The organism is Mangrovibacterium diazotrophicum (assembly GCF_003610535.1).
Taxonomy (GTDB): domain Bacteria; phylum Bacteroidota; class Bacteroidia; order Bacteroidales; family Prolixibacteraceae; genus Mangrovibacterium; species Mangrovibacterium diazotrophicum.
The window spans coordinates 4,017,504-4,036,142 of the sequence record NZ_RAPN01000001.1 but is presented as its reverse complement, the minus strand read 5'-3'; the positions used below and the strand labels follow the sequence as shown (position 1 = coordinate 4,036,142).

At 45.5% G+C, this 18,639-nt stretch carries 16 protein-coding genes; 11 read left to right on the top strand and 5 right to left on the bottom strand.

The window, feature by feature from the left end; translation table 11 throughout:
• Nucleotides 1-31 precede the first annotated feature (31 nt).
• From BC643_RS15920 to BC643_RS15885, 8 genes are all read left to right on the top strand, one after another.
• Nucleotides 32-1,540: a glycoside hydrolase family 10 protein gene (locus BC643_RS15920; protein ID WP_245994985.1), complete on the top strand. Its 1,509-nt coding sequence runs from the start codon at nucleotides 32-34 to the stop codon at nucleotides 1,538-1,540.
• A gap of 64 nt (nucleotides 1,541-1,604) precedes the next feature.
• A complete protein-coding gene (locus BC643_RS15915; RefSeq protein WP_120274019.1) occupies nucleotides 1,605-3,053 on the top strand; it encodes a glycosyltransferase family 2 protein in 1,449 nt (482 codons plus the stop codon).
• A 22-nt stretch (nucleotides 3,054-3,075) separates the two neighbouring features.
• Nucleotides 3,076-4,026, top strand: coding sequence for a DUF4922 domain-containing protein (locus BC643_RS15910; protein ID WP_245994984.1), 951 nt, complete (start codon nucleotides 3,076-3,078; stop codon nucleotides 4,024-4,026).
• Nucleotides 4,027-4,131: 105 nt separating this feature from the next.
• A complete protein-coding gene (locus tag BC643_RS15905) occupies nucleotides 4,132-4,524 on the top strand; it encodes an endonuclease domain-containing protein (protein ID WP_120274017.1) in 393 nt (130 codons plus the stop codon).
• Between the two features lie 67 nt (nucleotides 4,525-4,591).
• Nucleotides 4,592-5,920, top strand: a complete 1,329-nt coding sequence (locus BC643_RS15900; RefSeq protein WP_120274324.1) for a SpoIID/LytB domain-containing protein — start codon at nucleotides 4,592-4,594, stop codon at nucleotides 5,918-5,920.
• Nucleotides 5,921-6,000: 80 nt separating this feature from the next.
• Nucleotides 6,001-8,637, top strand: a complete 2,637-nt coding sequence (locus tag BC643_RS15895; protein ID WP_120274016.1) for a DUF5686 and carboxypeptidase regulatory-like domain-containing protein — start codon at nucleotides 6,001-6,003, stop codon at nucleotides 8,635-8,637.
• Between the two features lie 56 nt (nucleotides 8,638-8,693).
• Nucleotides 8,694-9,968: an MFS transporter gene (locus tag BC643_RS15890; RefSeq protein WP_120274015.1), complete on the top strand. Its 1,275-nt coding sequence runs from the start codon at nucleotides 8,694-8,696 to the stop codon at nucleotides 9,966-9,968.
• Nucleotides 9,969-10,209: 241 nt separating this feature from the next.
• Entirely contained in the window at nucleotides 10,210-12,690 is a 2,481-nt protein-coding gene (locus BC643_RS15885) for a TonB-dependent receptor domain-containing protein (protein ID WP_120274014.1), read from the top strand.
• Nucleotides 12,691-12,791: 101 nt separating this feature from the next.
• On the opposite strand, the gene BC643_RS15880 is transcribed toward BC643_RS15885, so the two are convergent.
• The 4 genes from BC643_RS15880 to BC643_RS15865 form a co-directional block, all read right to left on the bottom strand.
• Nucleotides 12,792-13,256, bottom strand: coding sequence for a hypothetical protein (locus BC643_RS15880; protein ID WP_147377242.1), 465 nt, complete (start codon nucleotides 13,254-13,256; stop codon nucleotides 12,792-12,794).
• A 125-nt stretch (nucleotides 13,257-13,381) separates the two neighbouring features.
• Nucleotides 13,382-14,461 (bottom strand): carboxypeptidase-like regulatory domain-containing protein, encoded by a 1,080-nt coding sequence (locus BC643_RS15875; protein ID WP_120274012.1) that lies wholly within the window; start codon nucleotides 14,459-14,461, stop codon nucleotides 13,382-13,384.
• Between the two features lie 21 nt (nucleotides 14,462-14,482).
• Entirely contained in the window at nucleotides 14,483-15,010 is a 528-nt protein-coding gene (locus BC643_RS15870; protein ID WP_120274011.1) for a hypothetical protein, read from the bottom strand.
• A 35-nt stretch (nucleotides 15,011-15,045) separates the two neighbouring features.
• Entirely contained in the window at nucleotides 15,046-15,447 is a 402-nt protein-coding gene (locus tag BC643_RS15865) for a GNAT family N-acetyltransferase (RefSeq protein ID WP_120274010.1), read from the bottom strand.
• 298 nt (nucleotides 15,448-15,745) lie between these two features.
• Between BC643_RS15865 and BC643_RS15860 the strand changes: the two genes are divergently transcribed.
• From BC643_RS15860 to BC643_RS15850, 3 genes are read left to right on the top strand one after another with little or no spacing between them, the layout of a single operon-like run.
• Complete coding sequence (locus BC643_RS15860; protein WP_120274323.1) at nucleotides 15,746-16,105, top strand: BlaI/MecI/CopY family transcriptional regulator; 360 nt, start codon at nucleotides 15,746-15,748, stop codon at nucleotides 16,103-16,105.
• 1 nt (nucleotide 16,106) lies between these two features.
• The gene (locus tag BC643_RS15855; protein WP_120274009.1) at nucleotides 16,107-16,991 is read left to right on the top strand and encodes a M56 family metallopeptidase; all 885 of its coding nucleotides are present in this window, start codon (nucleotides 16,107-16,109) and stop codon (nucleotides 16,989-16,991) included.
• The gene (locus BC643_RS15850; RefSeq protein ID WP_147377241.1) at nucleotides 16,931-17,680 is read left to right on the top strand and encodes a carboxypeptidase-like regulatory domain-containing protein; all 750 of its coding nucleotides are present in this window, start codon (nucleotides 16,931-16,933) and stop codon (nucleotides 17,678-17,680) included. Before BC643_RS15855 ends, BC643_RS15850 begins: the two co-directional genes overlap by 61 nt.
• 132 nt (nucleotides 17,681-17,812) lie before the next feature.
• On the opposite strand, the gene BC643_RS15845 is transcribed toward BC643_RS15850, so the two are convergent.
• Entirely contained in the window at nucleotides 17,813-18,583 is a 771-nt protein-coding gene (locus BC643_RS15845) for an AraC family transcriptional regulator (RefSeq protein ID WP_120274007.1), read from the bottom strand.
• Nucleotides 18,584-18,639 lie beyond the last annotated feature (56 nt).

The following is an 18,639-nucleotide window of genomic DNA, read 5'->3' as shown; positions in this document are numbered from 1 at the left end:
AACGCTTTGATAAACTGAAACTCTTATGCACATGATGCGGAATGTTTTTGCTTTGCTCTTCATCCTACTGACTTTTTCTGGATTTGCACAATCGCAACCAGCCCCTAAGTTCGAATTTCGGGCAGCCTGGGTAGCTACTGTCAACAATATCGACTGGCCGTCGAAACCAGGCCTGACCGTTCAACAACAAAAAGCGGAGGCGATTGAACTGTTGGATCTGTTGGTCGAGAATGGAATGAATGCTGTTATTTTCCAGGTTCGCCCAACCGCCGATTCATTTTATCCTTCCAAACTGGAGCCGTGGTCGCGTTACCTCACTGGCACGCCCGGTAGAGATCCCGGTTACGATCCGCTGAAGTTCTGGATTGATGAAGCACACAAACGTCAATTGGAGTTCCACGCCTGGATCAACCCCTTCCGCGTTGCACAAGATGCCAACGAACCGCTTTCTTCATCACATATCGCCTTTAAACATCCGGAGTGGATTGTGAAATACGGCGGCAAACTCTATTTCAACCCGGCACTGGAAGAAACCCGTCAGTTTATCGCCGGCGTGGTGAAGGACATCGTGCTACACTACGATGTTGATGCCATCCACTGCGACGACTATTTTTACCCGTACCCCGTTGCCGGCGAAGCTTTCCCGGACGACATTCAGTTTGCCACCAATCCTTATCATTTCGGGGCTGATCAGTTGGAGGACTGGCGACGTCACAATGTTGATCTGACAATCCAATTGCTGGGCAAGACGATTAAAGCCACCAAGCCATGGGTGAAATTTGGCATCAGCCCTTTCGGCGTTTGGCGCAACATCGATAAAGATGCCCGCGGCTCGATGACCCGTGCCGGTGTTACCAATTACGACGACTTATATGCCGACATCCTGAAGTGGCTGCAGTACGGTTGGATCGACTATGTAACGCCGCAACTTTACTGGCAAATCGGGCACCCGGCTGCCAACTATATTACACTGATTGACTGGTGGAGTAAGAACGCCTTTAACCGCGACGTTTATATCGGGCACGGGCTGTACCGGATTGATGCCAAGTCGTCGACACCGGAATGGACACAGGCCGGTCAAATGCCGGAACAAATCCGACTGACCCGCCAAACTCCCGGAATTCAGGGAAGCGTATTCTTTAGCGCAAAACAACTGAAAAGAAATTTACTGGGGCTGCAGGATAGTCTTCAAAACAACCTTTACGCCACACAGGCACTGGTTCCGCCTATGCCATGGATCGATTTCATGCCTCCGAAAACTCCGGTCAACTTCCGGAAAAGTGGTCGCAAATTAATATGGGAGAAATCAGATTTCTCGAACCCCATGGATGAACCCAGACGCTACATCGTTTATAAAAACAAAGTCGGTGAGCAACTGAATGAAGCCGATGTGCGTTCAATCTACATGATTACGGAAGATACTGAAATTAAATTGGCACGACGGAAAGGCAAAAAAGAGCGCTACGAATTCCGGGTAACTGCGCTGGACCGAATGAATAATGAAGGGAAAGCAACCAAACCGGAAGTCATAAAATGGTAACGACCAACAAACGGAATAACAGAGCTTAGAACTCCCGGACTTGCCGGGATCAACTTTTCAGCCTATGCAAATTGACAGTTTTATCGCCTGGATCGGGCTCAAAGAAACACAAGATATCGTTGACCAACTTCGGCAATTGCCCTTGGTCAGATCAATTTATGTTTTAGCGCCGAAACCGGTTGAAGTGGCCGGTGCAAACTGTTTAACTACCGGTCTGCCGTTGTCGACACAAACCATCAAGACAATAACAGAACATGCGCAAAGTGACTACGCTTTGCTGGCCCTCAACGAAAAACAATTGACCATCGGCCAATTCGCATTGGAACGCCTGATACAATTGGCAGATTACACCGACGCGACCATGCTGTACACCGACTACTACGAAGAAAAAGAAGGTGTATTGGCGGCGCACCCGGTAATTGCCTACCAGGAAGGTAGCCTGCGCGACGATTTCAACTTTGGCCCGGTACAATTGTACCGCACGGATGTGTTGAAAACATTCGAAGCGGCCGTTACCGGCGATTGGAACCATGCGGGTTACTATGCTTTGCGCTTGCTGGCCTCTCGCATGGGCGAAATTACGCGAGTTCCTGAATTGCTGTTCACCATGGCGGAAACCGACACCCGGAAGTCGGGAGAAAAGTTATTCGACTACGTGACCAGTTCGGCCCGGGAACGGCAAATCGAGTTGGAACAGGCCTGTACCGTTCACCTGCAAAAAATAGGCGCCTTTTTGAAACCGGATTTTAAAACGGTTCAGTTCGAGGACGGTTTCCCGGTTGAAGCCACTGTCGTCATTCCTGTTCGGAATCGGATCAAAACCATCAAAGATGCGGTAGACTCAGTGCTGTCTCAGAACTGTAATTTTGCCTTTAACCTAATTATCATCGATAATCACTCAACCGACGGAACAACGGAACTACTCCAAAGTTACACGGACGATCGGCTGATTCATCTCATTCCCGAACGCAACGATTTAGGAATTGGTGGTTGCTGGAACGAAGCCGTTTTCCATCCGCAATGTGGCCGTTTCGCTGTTCAACTCGATAGCGATGATTTGTATTTTGATGAAACAACCTTGCAACAGGTGGTCGACAAGTTTCACGAGGAGCAGTGCGCCATGGTCATTGGATCGTACCAGATGTGTAATTTCAAGTTGGAAGAGATTCCACCGGGACTAATCGAACACAGGGAATGGACTCCGGAGAATGGCCCCAACAATGCGCTGCGAATTAACGGACTGGGAGCACCGAGGGCATTTTACACACCGATTTACCGAGACATTCGGATTCCGAATACCAGCTACGGCGAAGATTACGCCATGGGCCTGGCTATTTCACGCCAATGGAAAATTGGCCGGATTTACAACCCCATCTACCGCTGCCGCCGTTGGGAAGACAACTCGGATGCATCGTTGGATATTAACAAGCAAAATGCGCACAACCAATACAAAGATGGTCTGCGTACGTTTGAGCTGAAGGCACGGTTGAAGCTAAACAAACTGGAGTCATAAGATAAAATTTGAAACGAAAAACTTGAAACTAGCCGTACAGATAGACAAATTAATCAATCAGCAAACCCGAGAATGGAAGCTGGCGCGGAAAAATTACGACGATCTGGCCAGCGTCGAAAAACGCAGCTTCCAGTTCGACGATTTTCAAATTGTAGCTCAGTTCAACCCCGGACGAATTCACTCGTCTGCCGCTAAAACCGACCGAACATCGATTAGTGAACGTCCCTGTTTTTTGTGCAAAAGCAATCGCCCGACCGAACAGGCCGGGGTGGATTTCCAAGGCAAATATGAGGTTCTCATCAACCCTTACCCGATTTTCGAAAAGCACCTGACCATTGTTGGCTACGAACATGTGCCTCAACATTTCGAAGGACGACTTTTGGATATGCTGGTGCTCGCTGAGGCCTTGCCTGATTTCACGCTATTTTACAACGGCCCAAAGTGCGGTGCTTCGGCCCCAGACCATTTTCATTTTCAGGCCGGAGGAAAAAATGTAATGCCTGTTGACCGGGAGGTAACAAAACGACTGGAATCAAAAGCCGAACAACTTGCAAATCTCAACTCAACACAGGTTTACGCGTTGGATGAAGTCTACCTTCGAAAATTGATTGTATTCACGTCGACTGATTCAACCGAGTTAATTCTGTTTGTCGAACGAGTTTTGGGCTTGTTACCCAAAAACGAAAACGATGATGAGCCGATGATGAATATACTCGCCAACTTTGAAAACGGGCAATGGCAAGTACTACTCTTTCCGCGCGAAAGACAGCGCCCTTGCCAATATTTTAAGGAAGGAAGCGAGCAAATTCTGATGAGCCCGGCCTCGGTTGAAATGGGAGGCCTGGCAATCCTCCCCCGAAGGGAAGATTTTGAGAAAATAACTTCTGCCGATTTTATCGATATTTACAAGCAGGTCAGTTTGAATGATGCAGCTTTTAAACACTTGAAGAATCTAATCAAAGGAATTGACTAAGAAACTTTCACTATATTAAGCATCGGTAAAATCTGATTTTTCTTTTACCCCACCCCTAAAGGGAGAAAGAAAAATCAGGGCAACCTTGAGACTAAATTGAACTGCATGTCCATCGACGATAAAGTTTCCATGTTTTTTGGCGCAAAGCCTGATCTTTTTGAGAAAGCATCGCTTCTCCGGGAAAATATGACAAAATCTGAGGCTTTGTTGTGGAATCAGTTAAAGGATCCAACGGTATGTGGTGTTAAATTCAGAAGACAACATCCATTGGATATTTTTATCCTCGACTTTTACTGCCATCCCGCCAGACTTGCGATAGAAGTTGATGGAGAATACCACTTATCAAAAGAACAACATGAGTACGATGTGGGACGTGAAGGTGAATTAGCAAGGCTTGGGATAAAAACCATTCGATTCACGAATGAAGAAGTCAATAATAACCTGGAATCTGTTGTTTTGAAAATCCAAGAAGAAATAAATCTAAGACTGAAGTCATGAATTGCATCGATTTCACGCCACCCTTTAGGGAGGGGTTAGCGTGAAATCGGACAAAAACTTTAAACCAATGAATCAACCCGAAATACAAGTCGGCATCATGGCCGAACCAACGATTCAATTTGAATTAAAAGGCAACTATCAATTACCGGACGGTTGCTCCGGAATCAAATTCTCCGTCGAAATACGGGGTGAAGATTTATGGCTCACTGACGAAAGTGGTCACACGCAAAAGGCCAATGAATTCAAATTTGGCTCAAAAAGTTCAGATGCTTCTTTCCTGCTGAAGGACGTGACAATCGGTATCAACTTTCATTGGGAACAAAAGCAGGATCAGGAATTCCGGGGAAGCTTGAAACTGATTATCGAAGACGGAAAAGTACGTGGCGTGAACGTGGTTCCGCTTGAAGAGTATCTTCGTTCGGTCATCTCGTCGGAAATGAGTGCAACCAGTTCGCCCGAACTGCTGAAAGCACACGCAGTGATTTCGCGCAGCTGGTTGATGGCGCAAATTGTGAAAAGCAAAAAAATCGAAACCGAACAAACCAACTACCAGGCGACCATTGAAACGGCCGACGAGCGAATCCGCTGGTACGACCGGGAAGACCATACGTTGTTCGACGTGTGTGCCGACGACCATTGCCAGCGCTACCAGGGAATCACCAAAATCATCAGCGACAAGGCCAATGAAGCCATTGATGCCACTTTCGGCGAGTTTTTGATGTACGACAATAACATTTGCGACGCCCGTTTTTCGAAATGCTGCGGCGGTGTTTCCGAGAACTTTGAAAATGCCTGGGAGCCGGTGTACCATCCGTACCTCAGCAAGATTGTTGACTCGGAAGAAGCAGCAACCACCTGCGTGGATTTGCGCCGGGAGGACGAAGCCGAGCACTGGATCAGAACATCTCCCAACGCTTTCTGCAACACAACGGATCAGCAAGTGTTATCACAAGTCCTACCCGACTTCGACCAAAAAACTCAGGATTTCTATCGTTGGCAAGTCAGCTATTCGCAAACCGAACTATCAACACTAATTCACGAACGAACCGGGATTGATTTTGGCGACATCATCAGCATGGAAGCCATCAGCCGCGGTCACTCGGGACGAATCATCAAGCTAAAAATTACTGGGAGCGCATGCACCAAAATCATTGGAAAAGAGCTTGAAATTCGGCGGGCTCTTTCGACGAGCCACCTGTACAGTTCTGCTTTTGTGATCGACCACTTGGACATCGAGAACGGAGTCCCGCAAAAATTTGTATTGACCGGGGCGGGCTGGGGACATGGCGTTGGGCTTTGCCAGATCGGAGCTGCCGTGATGGGCGAAAAAGGCTACAGCTATCAAGAAATCCTGCAACATTATTTCCGCGATTCCGAATTGGTTAAGCAATATTAAGTGTAGCTGTCTTTAAAACTATTTAACATGGCCAATACAATCGTTTAGCATAAATTGCATCCAAAACCGATCGAGTTGCCATGAAACTACTGTTCACATTCCTAGTCCTACTGTTTACAACCACCAACCTCCTTGCCCAAGGGATTCGGGGTACCATTACCGATTCTGAAAAACAACCTGTTGCTTACGCCAATATTTACATTCCGGAGCTAAAAACAGGAACCACTTCGAACATAAACGGTGCCTTCGAGCTGAAACTCCCGAAAGGTGAATGGGAAATTTTATTTCAGTACATCGGCTATCAGTCAGTTAAACAAACCGTAACCATTGGCGACGATTTCAAAGAACTGGCGATCACGCTGCAACCACAAAACGTAAGGTTAAGTGAAATCAAAGTGCTCGCATCGGGTGAAGATCCCGCCTATTATGTCATGCGCCATGCCATCGCTATGGCCCCGTACTACGAAAAACAAGTGGCCACTTACGATTGCAAGGTTTACCTGAAAGGCACCGGAGTAGTTTATAAAGTTCCCGGCCTGTTTAAAAAGAAAATGGAAAAAGAAGGGATCAAAAAAGACAAGCCTTTTGTGATGGAATCCATCAACAAGATCCATTTTGAGCAGCCCGACAAACTCGATCAGCAAGTGATCGCCATGCGCTCGTCGGGCGAAGACAACAACACCGACCCCATGCAAATGATCATTACCAATTTGTACAATGTTGACAAATACGGCATTGTTTCGCCAGTTGGGCGACAGGCAATGAGAACCTACCGTTTTGAGCTGGTTGGTGTTTTTGAAGACCAGGGACGATTGATCAACAAAGTGAAAGTCATTCCGAAGACAAAAGAAAAAGGCACTTTCGAGGGAATCATCAACATTGTGGATGGGTACTGGAATATTCACTCGGCGGATCTCCGATTCTCAATGCCGATGATAGATGTGGACATGCGTCAAATGTATTCTCTAGTCGATGAGAACACTTGGATGCCGACCAGCTTCGACTTCAAAATGGATGTCAGCGCACTTGGTTTTGGGCTGAACTACGACTATGTTGCTTCTGTTTCCGACTACGAAGTTCAGCTGAATGACAAACTGGATCATAGCTTTTTAGATCGTCTCAACGAGGAAAATGCTGAAGAGACCGCCGTTCTTGATTCGCTAGAGGAGACTCAATCGACTGTAGAAGAAATTAAACCAGTGTCCAAAGACCAGGAAAAGATTAATGACTTGCTCGCGAAAGAAGACTTGTCGACGCGCGATATGTATAAGCTGGAAAAGCTCATGGACAAGGCAACACAGCGCTCCCTTCCGCCGGAACCATTGGAAATTCCTGAACGCGTGAAGGTGAACGATAAAGCCGTGAAGAACGATTCTGCTTACTGGGCTGAACTGCGTCCGATTCCGCTGACAGAAAAAGAATCTACCGAATTTGGCTTAAAAGATTCCATCGTTACCCGACAAAGCACTCCCGAATACCAGGATTCTATTCGCGACGCACGCACAAAGTTCAAGCTATCCGATCTGTTGATGGGCAGAACTTATTCTTACGGCAACGACTCAAGCAAAACGCGTTCACAGTTGACCATTCCGGGAATCATCAACCTCGAGGGAATTCATTTCACAACTGTTGATGGCTTCAGTTATCGCTTGCCTTTTTCCTTCAACCAAAACGACACCCTCGGACATGCCTTTAACGCCAATGGATCGGTTGCCTATGCTTTTTCGCGCAAAGCAGTTTATGCCGACGGCAGCATCCGTTACCGGCTAAATGGGATGAAAAGACAATGGCTTGGGCTAAAAGGAGGACGAATGCTCCGGGATTTCAAAGAATATAAAGGAATCAGGCCGATGGAGTATGACATTTATGCCTTGCTCATGGAACGCAACTTTCAGAAATTCTACGAGAAACAATTCATCAACCTCAACGGAACCACCGAGCTAACCAATGGTCTGCAAATGAGTGCCGCCTTCGAATATGCGAAACGCCTGCCGGTCCAGAACAATTCTTCCTACACCTTTATCTCGTCCAACAAGCGGGATTACACGGAAAACATTCCGGCTATCCCGGGACTGGAAGCCTGGCAACTCGAGACCAACCAGGCAGCCAAACTCTCCCTGGGATTGAGCTACACTCCAAGTCAGCGCTACCGAATTCGCCAGCAAGTAAAATATCCGGCCAACAGCAAATACCCAACCTTCAAGCTAAACTACACCAAAGGTATTCGTGGTTTGGCCGGAAGCGATGCGGACTATGATTTGCTGGAACTTGGCCTGAAACAAGGATTGGATGTTGGTTTTAACGACTACCTCAACTACTCCCTGCAGGTGGGGCAATATCTCAACCGCAATAAACTGTATGCAGCCGACTACAGCTATGTCAGCTCCAATGACCAGTGGATTACACTTTCAAACTCAAACGAGAACTTTGCCCTGCCCGGCTATTACAACTTGTTTAGCCGTAAGTATTATGCAGAGGGACATGCAACCCTGAACATGGATAAATTCCTGCTGACGCGGTTGCCGTTGTTAAACCAGACTCTCATCAGCGAGAAACTGAAATTCCATTTTTATACCAGTGAGTCAGTTGCCGACTACTTTGAATTCAGCTACGGCCTAAATAATATTTTCTTCCTGTTTGATCTTGAATTCAATGTCGGCATTAGTGACTGGGATCAAACAACAACTGGATTTCGAATCAGCGTGAATATCCAATAAAAACTTCAACACTGCTTTTTTTTGACTATTTTGAGGCATCAAACCAAAACGACAACATGAATAAACCGACCAGCCGCAATCCCTGGGCCTGGATCCCAAGCCTTTACTTCGCTGAAGGACTTCCCTATGTATTAGTAATGACTGTTTCGGTAATCATGTACAAGCGGCTGGATATCTCGAATACCGACATTGCGCTGTACACCAGCTGGCTTTACCTTCCCTGGGTTTTCAAACCTTTTTGGAGTCCTTTTGTGGACATTCTGCGTACGAAACGTTTTTGGATTATCTGTATGCAACTGATTGTTGGAGCCGCTTTGGCCGGTGTCGCCTTCACCTTGCCCGGAAGCAGCTTTTTCAAGTACAGTTTGGCCTTCTTCTGGCTCATGGCCTTTAGTTCTGCAACCCACGATATCGCGGCCGATGGCTTTTACATGCTCGGCTTGTCGCAAGGCGACCAATCTTTTTTCGTTGGAATCCGCAATACCTTTTACCGCTTTGCCATGCTGGCCGGCCAAGGTCCACTGGTTATTTTAGCAGGCTATCTCGAAAACAACTCGGAAAGCATTTCTTCGGCCTGGAGTATGGCTTTCTTCGCTTTCTCATCCTTATTTGTCGCTTTCTTTCTATACCATTTACTTTTGCTTCCCTACCCGGCAAGCGATACCAAGCGTGAGAACAAAGACTTTGGCGACATTTTGAAAAACTTCGGAGAAACCATTGTCTCCTTCTTTCAAAAAAAAGGAATCGGGCTAGCCATCGTATTCCTGCTGGTTTTTCGTTTGGGCGAAGCACAACTCGCCAAACTAGCCTCTCCCTTTATGCTTGATGCGCTCGAAAAAGGCGGCCTCGGCTTATCGACCAGCGACATTGGCTTTGTTTACGGAACCGCCGGAATTATCGCCTTAACGCTGGGGGGAATCGTCGGTGGTATTGTGGTTTCGCGCCACGGACTGAAGCGATGGCTCTGGCCGATGGTTTTCGCTATGAACCTGCCCAACCTCGTTTATATTTTCCTGGCTTTGGTTCAAACTCAAAACCTCGCGATCATCAGCACGTCAGTAGTCGTCGAACAATTTGGTTATGGTTTCGGCTTCACAGCCTACATGCTTTACATGATTCAGCTGGCCGACGGTAAACATAAAACCGCTCACTACGCCTTGTGTACCGGCTTCATGGCATTGGGCATGATGCTGCCCGGGATGATCAGCGGCTGGATAGAGGACCAGGTCGGTTATTTGTACTTCTTCATTTGGGTGATGATATGCACGTTACCCGGTTTTATGATCGCTCCATACCTAAAAATAGACCCCGAATTTGGCAAGAAGAACTAGGGCACTTCGCAGCATTTTCCGGCACTCAGACTCCAAATTCAGACAAAAACATTCGGTTTACACTTATTAACAAAACTGACAAAAATCACATTAAACCACACATGGCTTTTGACGTCTTATACATGTAAACGCAATTAAAAAACAAGCAGGTTTTGCTGAAGTGATGTGAAAGCAATCCTTCCGGGAGAGATTTTCAGCATTTTCCATCCTGTTTCGATATGAAAAAACAAAACAATTAAACATGTACAAGAAACGAATCACGTGGTTGTTGCTATTTGCAGCGTGCTTTGCGAACATCAGCGCTCTGGCAAATCCCGACAACGCCCCCTCTGAGAAGTCGGTTATTAAGGGAAAAGTAATAGAAAAAGATTCCAATACCCCTATGGAATACGCCAATATTTCCATTTATAACAGCGCCGACTCGACTCTGGTTACCGGAGGAATTACCAACCCGGAAGGAGAGTTTACAATTGAAAAAATTAATAACGGAACTTACTACGTTGAAGCCAATTTTATCGGGTTCAACAAAACACGGATCAACAACATTAAAGTCACCAACGACAAAAAGGCAATCGACCTGGGTACAATCCCGCTCGAGGCGTCGCACCAGGAATTGGGTAGTGTAGAGGTTGTTGCCGAGAAACCCCGCCTGGAGTACAAAGTTGACAAGAAAGTCATCAATGTTGATCAGGACATTAATGCAGCCGGAGGTACGGCAGTAGACGTTCTGGAAAACACGCCCTCGGTTCAGGTCGACATTGAAGGAAACGTTACCCTGCGCGGATCATCCAGCTTCACGGTATTTATCGACGGGCGGCCGTCGGCGCTGAGTGGAAGTGATGCCTTGCAACAAATTCCGGCTTCGGCCCTCGAAAACATCGAAATTATTACAAACCCATCAGCCAAATACGATCCCGATGGCATGGCCGGTATCATCAACCTGGTTACCAAAAAGAATGCGCTAACCGGGTTCGATGGAATTTTAAATGTTTCGGGAAGTACGAACGAAAGTCGTAGCCTGGACTTCACCGTAAACCACAAAAATGAAAAGCGTCAGTTTACTTTTGGTTTTGATACCAGCGATCGAATTTCGAATGGGGAACACCACTCAACACGCGAAACATTTTATACCGACAGTACCGAGTACATGAATTCGGATGGCGACCGAGAGTTTAACCGCCATGGCTACCGATTTAAAGGTGGTGTCGATTTATACCTGACTGATAAAACGACCTTGGGCTTTAATGCCAACGTTGGAACATTTAATTTCGATTCGAAATCGGATGTACATGATTACTACAAGACCGAATATCTGGATAATTCTCCATTCACTGAAAAATATACGCTCGAAACTGAAGACGCGGACCGGAACAACAATTTCGTGGATGCGAGCGTGAACTTCCTGCACAAATACAGCGAAGATGGCACCCACAAACTGGAAGGAATGTTCTACTTCCGCGACCGTAACGGAGATGACGTTGAATACCAATCGGAAGTAATTGCGGACGAAAACTACAATCCGAGCGACGTTTACGACTTGCGCGTAAGAACAACAGAAGGTGAGGATTCGCAGGACTACCGGGCCAAGCTGGACTATACGCGTCCGTTGGGCGAAACCGGAAAACTGGAAGCCGGATTTCAAAGTACGATGCGTCGCGAGACCCAAGACTACATTTTTGAAGATTATGACACAGAAACCCAGGATTGGATAAATAACGCAGACTACACCAGCAGCATGGACTTCAAACGCGATATTCATGCCCTGTATACAACTTACTCCAATAAATTCAACAAACTGGAAATGATGGCTGGTTTGAGAGGTGAATATACCAACCGGGAAACCAAACACCAGGGAACCGATGCCGAGACTTATACATTGAATCGTTTCGATTTTTTCCCTTCGGTACACGCTTCATATGAGGTTTTGGAAGGTACACAATTGATGGCTAGCTACTCGCGGCGAATTGACCGTCCGAGAGGCCGTGACCTCGATCCGTTCGAAACCTTCATGAATCAAACGACGATCCGGAAGGGAAATCCGGAATTGAAACCGGCCTACACCAACTCGTACGACATGAGTGTGATGAAGCGCTTCGGAGGATCGTTTGTATCCCTTGACGCTTTCCACCGCAAAACGAAGGATGTAAACGACCGAATTACAGAAGTGCTCGACGACGGAACTTACCTGTTGACCAGTGCCAACGTTGGCGATAACAAATCAACCGGGGGCGAGCTGATGCTGAACCTGAACCTGGCAAAATGGTTGTTGGTGAACACCAGTATTTCGGTTTACCAATACGAATTACAAGCTGAAGTCTTGGGTGAATATGTTAGCCGTTCAAGTTTGAACAAAGACGGGCGAATGAACGCAACTTTCAAATTTTCGCAGAGTGCACGCCTTCAGATTGACGGTAACTACCGCGGGCCTTCAGTTTCGGCCCAAGGTGATCGCGACGGATCATTCTACTCGAATATCTCATACCGCCAGGAGCTAATGAACCGCAAACTGACAGCAACCTTGAGCATGCAGGATATTTTTGGTTCAGGTGGCTGGCAAGGTACCAACAGCGGCACCAACTTTAACTCAACCTTTAAGTTCAAGCACGAACCTCGCGTTGTGCAGCTGACCTTGAGCTTCAAACTGAATAATTACAAAACTGAAAACGGCAGAAACGGTGGCGACGGCACCAACGAAATGGAATTTGACGGTGGAGCATATTAAGTTCCAAAACAAATAGGGTTACACTTGTAAAAGAGAGGGTTTTTCCCTCTCTTTTTTTATCTCTTTACTTTGCTAACAATGAAAATACCGTGGTGGTTTTTTTATTCAATTTCTCCGATCAAAGGAACCGAATTATACACTTCTGCGCTGACAGCTGTCTGGAAGAAACATTCGAGCTGGTAAAACTGAGCAGCAATTTTTGAGCCCGACGCTTTCTTCACTTTCTTATAGTACTTAGCCATCAAAGCCTCGGTTGCCTTCCGGTTGCTCATGCTTGTTTTCACCAACTCGTCGGTTTTGTCATCGGTAAAGTTTCCGTAGTTCTCCAGGTAGTCGAGTGTCAAATTCAGCTTTTTCTGTCCCAATTCCTTTCGGGCTTTTTCATATTCATTATAAACCGGCCAAAAGGCGTCCGAGTCGTCTAACTCCAGGAAAGCAGCAACAATCATTTTTTTCTGCATTCCGAAAACCGATTGGTAATAATCAACTTCTTCCTGCGGCACCTGTGCGAAAGCCACCGTTACAAATACCAAGAACAGTGTACAAATTGAAACTAATTTTTTCATGCTTTTTCTTTTTGGGTTAATCGTGAATGAATGTGGAATTTCTTTGATTAACAAAAGTTACGACGATTTACCCAAAGCATCTATCTGGAAACAACTAAAAATGAATGTAAAACAGCCTTCTCCGACTATTCCGGGGTATAATCCTCCGGAAGTGAATTCGCAAAGTTTTTAATCGTCATGGCACCGCGAATCGTAAAAGTCAACTTGGGACTGGTTCCGTTCTTTCGGACCACAAAAGCTTGTTTGGTTGGATAAATAGCAGACCCTCTCCGAAACACATAATTCAGCGTGTTGACATATTTTTCAGGAACCGGCTTTTGATCGTTATCGAAGTAGTACGTCACGTGCAGCGAATCGACATTTATCAGGTATTGCTTGGCATCGAGCAAGGCTCCGCCACCTTTGATTTGGTAGAAGGGAATACTGTCTTTGGGAAATGGCTCCAAAGCAAAGCCCTGATCCGAAAAATCAGCATCATACAATGCTTTTAAAAAGTGTCGATAAGATCCGTAATAGGCAGACCGCCGGTTTTCCTCGAAAATTTCGGACTTATCTTTTATGCTCTCTTCCAGCGGTTCGTAATAAAAGTAGCCTTTCAGGTTCGATATTTCTCCGCCCCGGCCCGAATTCAACGGCAATTGTTCGCCTGTTGGACCATCATGCACAGTCACGCTAAACTCGTCAATGATCACCGTGATCCGGTAACCTAAAAAATCATTTTCAATAAGAAGAGGGTCGGAACAGTGTGCTTTAAAACTCATGTCATCCCGTTCAAAAACGAGGACACTATCGTTCAGTATTTGAATATCATGCTGATTTTCCCGAATGAAATGCGCATAAAAAAAGCGAAGGTTTCTTTTTCGTCTGTCTTTACCTGCCACGCTAACTCCGCCAATCCGGTATACTGAAGGCTGCAGTTCTATCATTAGATTATTCGTAGAATCGATGGGCTTCACATAGGCCTCATACGAAACATGATTGGCGATCAGAATACATGGCAGAAAAGGAGGCTTTATGGAGAATTGCCCGAGTGCATCCGTGGTACAGCCAACCGTCGTTCCCGAAATAAAAATCTCGGTATTGTGTATTGGCTCCCCAGTTTCCGTGTCGATTACACGGCCTGAAAGAATCTGCCCCTGCGAAAATGCAACGCTAGTTACCGCCAGAAAAAAGAGGAGTACAATACAAAACCGATTTAATTTCATCCTTCGATTTTTAGCTTGACTTCATTCAAACAGATCTTCTGTCGAAACATCTGTTAATTTCTCTATTTCTAAATTTACTTCAACCTGATTTACCTCGCACCATCCACGGATGTGTACTTTCAGGTTGTCGTCGTATGAATTATCAAACTTCAATAATTCCCCCTGCTTCAAATAAATAAGGTAATAATTGGAATAAGTTTGAACGACACCGCTTTTCAAACGCGCCACTGGCTGATCTTCAATTTTCTTCTCGTAAATGAGTTCTATTTTCCGAATTTCCCAAGCTTTTAGCCAAATGCTTTTGAAGCCTACAACCCCTTTCCCCAAGCAAATTGAGTTTGTAGCTATTGTTATTGGTTTAGTCGTTTTTACAAACCGGTACGCAAACACTGCCAAGCCACAAAATCCGATAAATACCAAGACATTCCGGGAAAATGAGCTAATTCCCAAAAGAAAGACAAAGCCGAGAACAACCAAAAAACCGGCTGCGATGACATGACGATAGTCGTCGTTTGCTTTCAATCTGTGAAACACTGTTTTATTCATCATCGATTTAGATTGTGTGCACTTTGTGGTTACAGCACCTATTTTGTACGCCTGATAATAAATCCATTCTCCACTTTATCAAAACCAACTTTGGGATAATAGCCCATCGCAGCGGGTGCCGATAAAAGGATCAGGGCGGTTTCCTCTCCGATTTCTTGTTGGGTCAGCTCAATCAACCGTTTTCCGATGCCCTCTTTCTGGTATTCTCTTTTTACAGCCAGATCAGATAAATAGCAAGCGTAACAAAAATCCGTCAGCGAACGTGCGATTCCAACAAGTTCATCTCCCTTCCAGGCACTGACGACCAGGTTCGAATTGGAATACATTTTTTCAATTCGGTTGAAATCTGCTGTAGGCCGGTTAATTCCTGAACCATTATAAACCTCAATGATTTGTGCTGTATCCGGAACACTCCCAATTTCAAATTTAATTTCTGTCATATTTCGACATTCCAATTAGACACCCGTCTAAATTAGCACTTTCAACCAATAGTTTAAAAATATTCGTTTACCCCTGATCGTTCATCCTTGTGCCCATACTTTCACCAAATGATTATAAACCAATTCATTATCAACGTTTTTAATCCCCAGACAGGAAGTTAGGCCCGTAATACAAACAACAAAAGAGTAACACCTCCAAAGACACCAAACTAATTTTTCAGTTCACTAACTGTATTTTCAGTTGCAAAACTGCAAAATCAGTTATACTTTTAATTCCGAAACAAAACATCGCAAACAGATGAAGAAACTAACCCGCAAAGAAGAAGAGCTGATGAAAATTTTATGGAAGCTGGAAAAAGCGTTCGTGAAAGACATCATCGCCGAGTATCCCGATCCAAAGCCCCACTACAATACAATCTCGTCGTTGGTGCGCTTACTGCAGGACAAGGGTCTGATTGGCTTCACAGCCTACGGTAACACCTACGAGTACCATCCTTTGGTATCGAAAGAGGACTACCGCGGCAGCTTTATGTCGCAAGTCATTAAAGATTATTTCGACAACTCGTACAAAAATGCGGTGGCCTTTTTTGTAAAAGAAAAAGGCTTGAGTCCTGAGGAGCTGGAAGAACTTATCGAGCTAATTAAAAAAGAAGATTGACATGGAAGCTTTCTTAATTTATCTCCTAAAATCGGGAGCGGCACTCGCTGCCTTCTACCTTTTTTTCTTGCTGGTCTTCCGCCGCCGAAAGCAGTTCGGATTCAACCGGCTATACCTGTTTTTGGCTATGCCCGTAAGTTACTTGTTGCCACTGATCACCATCAAAGTTACCGCAACAGAGGTCGTCATTCCGCAAATCATCAATACAACGCCCACTACTGCTGCGCAACCACTGGCAACAGAAGCGGCAACAACCAACTGGCCGGCAATAGCGTTGCTGATTTTTGCCGCCGGAGCTGGTTTCTTTTTGCTGCGCCTGCTCATTAGCAACCTACGCGCCATCAGTCTGATCCGCAAAAGTGAAAAAGCCCGGCTGCTCGAAACCGTCTGCTGCGTATGCAACCAGGAGGTGCACCCCTTCTCGTTTTTCAACCAAATTATAATTCCGCGCGAGGTGCTAAACAGCGAGCACTTGCCCGTCATTCTTCAACACGAACTGATACACGTTCACGAACAACACACCATAGATGTGTTTACCACCGAGCTCCTATTCCTGCTCCAGTGGTTTAACCCTTTTGCCTGGTTGCTGAAAGATGCTCTTAAAAACAACCTGGAATACCTGACCGACGACCAAATTATTCAAACAACCAACCGCCAACACTACCAGCTAGCCATGCTCGCCATGGCCGACAAAGAAGGTGTGGCACCATTTTTAACTGCCCTAAACGGCTCACAACTAAAAGACCGAATACTTATGATGAAACAGAAAACAACAAAAAACAGATCTGGCGGCAACTACTGTTGCTCCCGCTACTCACTGTGCTCGTGCTCATCCTCTCGAACAAGCGCTTCGAAGCCGCACCACTTAGCGCAAACGGCGACCTGATCAGCGGTACTGTAAAAACCGAAAACAACACGAAAGCTTTAGCCGGTGTTTCAATATTGATAAAAGGAACACAGGTAGGCACAATCACGGACACCAAGGGAGAATTCAGCATGAAAATAGCCAGCTTTCCAAGCACACTGGTGTTTGCCTTTCCCGGCTTTGCGCAACAGGAAATTGTGGTTGCACAACCGCAGCAATTAGCCGTAAACCTCTCCCCAAACAATTCAGGTGCTTCGGCAGACTGGGAACCTGGCCCAAACCCACTTTATATTGTCGACGGAAAAAAGGTAGACAGCATCAACGAAATTGATCCGGAAACCATTGAATCGATCAGTGTATTGAAGGCCCAAAGTGGCATCGAACTTTACGGACAAGAAGCGCAGGATGGGGTAATCGACATTAAACTGAAAAAAGAGCAGAAGAAGCGCAAAAAGCAAGACGAAAGAATCACCGCAATTGGAAGCGGAGCTCCGGAAACCGCAATCGTTCAAATTCGATCGACCAAAAACGCCAGTGCCAAACCGCTAATCATTGTCGATGGTGTCAACAAAGGAAATATTGACGTTAAAAGCTTAGAAATTAATCCGGAAAACATTAAAAGTATCGACGTTTTGAAAGGTGAGTCTGCAATCGAAAAATATGGTGAAGAGGGCAAGGACGGAGTGATTCTGATTACGACAAAAAGATAAAATGCCCCAATAGCATTATTGCTTTAAAATTAAACTCACAGAAATTTAATCGGTCGGGCGATTTTTAGTATTCACTGGTGAATTATTGCAAATTATCCGGCCGATTTTTCTTTTTGAATGACATTCAATCCACTAAAAAATAGCCCGGGTCGCATTGGCATTGATAAACTCCCGGGGCGAAAAGCCGGTATATTTTCTAAAGGTGCGGCTAAAATTACTCGCTGTACTGTAGCCCACCGCATACGCAACACTTTCCACACTTTCATGATGATCGGTAAACATTTCAATGGCGTGTACAACACGAATGTAATTCACATAGTTGTTGAAACTGATATTTTCCTTCTTAAACAGCCGCGTTAAATTCCGGCTCGAAAAGCCAAACTTCTTAGCAACGGTATTCAGATCTATCGGGTTGCTATAATTCCGCTCCAGGTACTGCATAATTTCGGCAAGCCGGTCGTTCTTGGGCGCAATCAATCCCCGAACCGGAAAAGTATGTTCTTCCTCACTCCTATTTAATAAGGCAATAAACGAATAGGCATAATTAAACAATACCGAATGGACAACACGATCAATCTGCTGTTCCTGCTTACTCAGGTAGCGCAAATTCTCGATAATAAAATCGTTCGCATTAAATAAGGTAAATTCATTCAACTCGAGATTGGAAGGATAATAGATTAAAAACATCTTCACCATTTCGTTGCGGCTATGCAGGCTGTGCATCACCTTAGCCGGAACAAGGCCAATAAATCCTTCGGGCAAAAAATATTGCGTTTCAGCCACCCGAACACGCAGGGTCCCCTTAATCATGTAAATGAGCTGATGATGAGCTTCATGAAAATGGGTATTCATGTTCAAATGCTCAATGTCGGTCGTCTTGGTATAAATCGTTCCATTTTCCATTCGATACCCCCAAATAGTGCGCTGTCCTTATTTGTCAAGTAATTGTCTTTATTGAC

Bases quoted from the DNA above. Each gene is read 5' to 3' on its own strand.
- BC643_RS15865 (WP_120274010.1), bottom strand. From the start codon at position 15,447: ATGACAGAAATTAAATTTGAAATTGGGAGTGTTCCGGATACAGCACAA.
- BC643_RS15855 (WP_120274009.1), top strand. From the start codon at position 16,107: ATGGAAGCTTTCTTAATTTATCTCCTAAAATCGGGAGCGGCACTCGCT.
- BC643_RS15875 (WP_120274012.1), bottom strand. From the start codon at position 14,461: ATGAAATTAAATCGGTTTTGTATTGTACTCCTCTTTTTTCTGGCGGTA.
- BC643_RS15870 (WP_120274011.1), bottom strand. From the start codon at position 15,010: ATGATGAATAAAACAGTGTTTCACAGATTGAAAGCAAACGACGACTAT.
- BC643_RS15845 (WP_120274007.1), bottom strand. From the start codon at position 18,583: ATGGAAAATGGAACGATTTATACCAAGACGACCGACATTGAGCATTTG.
- BC643_RS15860 (WP_120274323.1), top strand. From the start codon at position 15,746: ATGAAGAAACTAACCCGCAAAGAAGAAGAGCTGATGAAAATTTTATGG.
- BC643_RS15885 (WP_120274014.1), top strand. From the start codon at position 10,210: ATGTACAAGAAACGAATCACGTGGTTGTTGCTATTTGCAGCGTGCTTT.
- BC643_RS15890 (WP_120274015.1), top strand. From the start codon at position 8,694: ATGAATAAACCGACCAGCCGCAATCCCTGGGCCTGGATCCCAAGCCTT.
- BC643_RS15880 (WP_147377242.1), bottom strand. From the start codon at position 13,256: ATGAAAAAATTAGTTTCAATTTGTACACTGTTCTTGGTATTTGTAACG.
- BC643_RS15920 (WP_245994985.1), top strand. From the start codon at position 32: ATGATGCGGAATGTTTTTGCTTTGCTCTTCATCCTACTGACTTTTTCT.
- BC643_RS15905 (WP_120274017.1), top strand. From the start codon at position 4,132: ATGTCCATCGACGATAAAGTTTCCATGTTTTTTGGCGCAAAGCCTGAT.
- BC643_RS15895 (WP_120274016.1), top strand. From the start codon at position 6,001: ATGAAACTACTGTTCACATTCCTAGTCCTACTGTTTACAACCACCAAC.
- BC643_RS15915 (WP_120274019.1), top strand. From the start codon at position 1,605: ATGCAAATTGACAGTTTTATCGCCTGGATCGGGCTCAAAGAAACACAA.
- BC643_RS15900 (WP_120274324.1), top strand. From the start codon at position 4,592: ATGAATCAACCCGAAATACAAGTCGGCATCATGGCCGAACCAACGATT.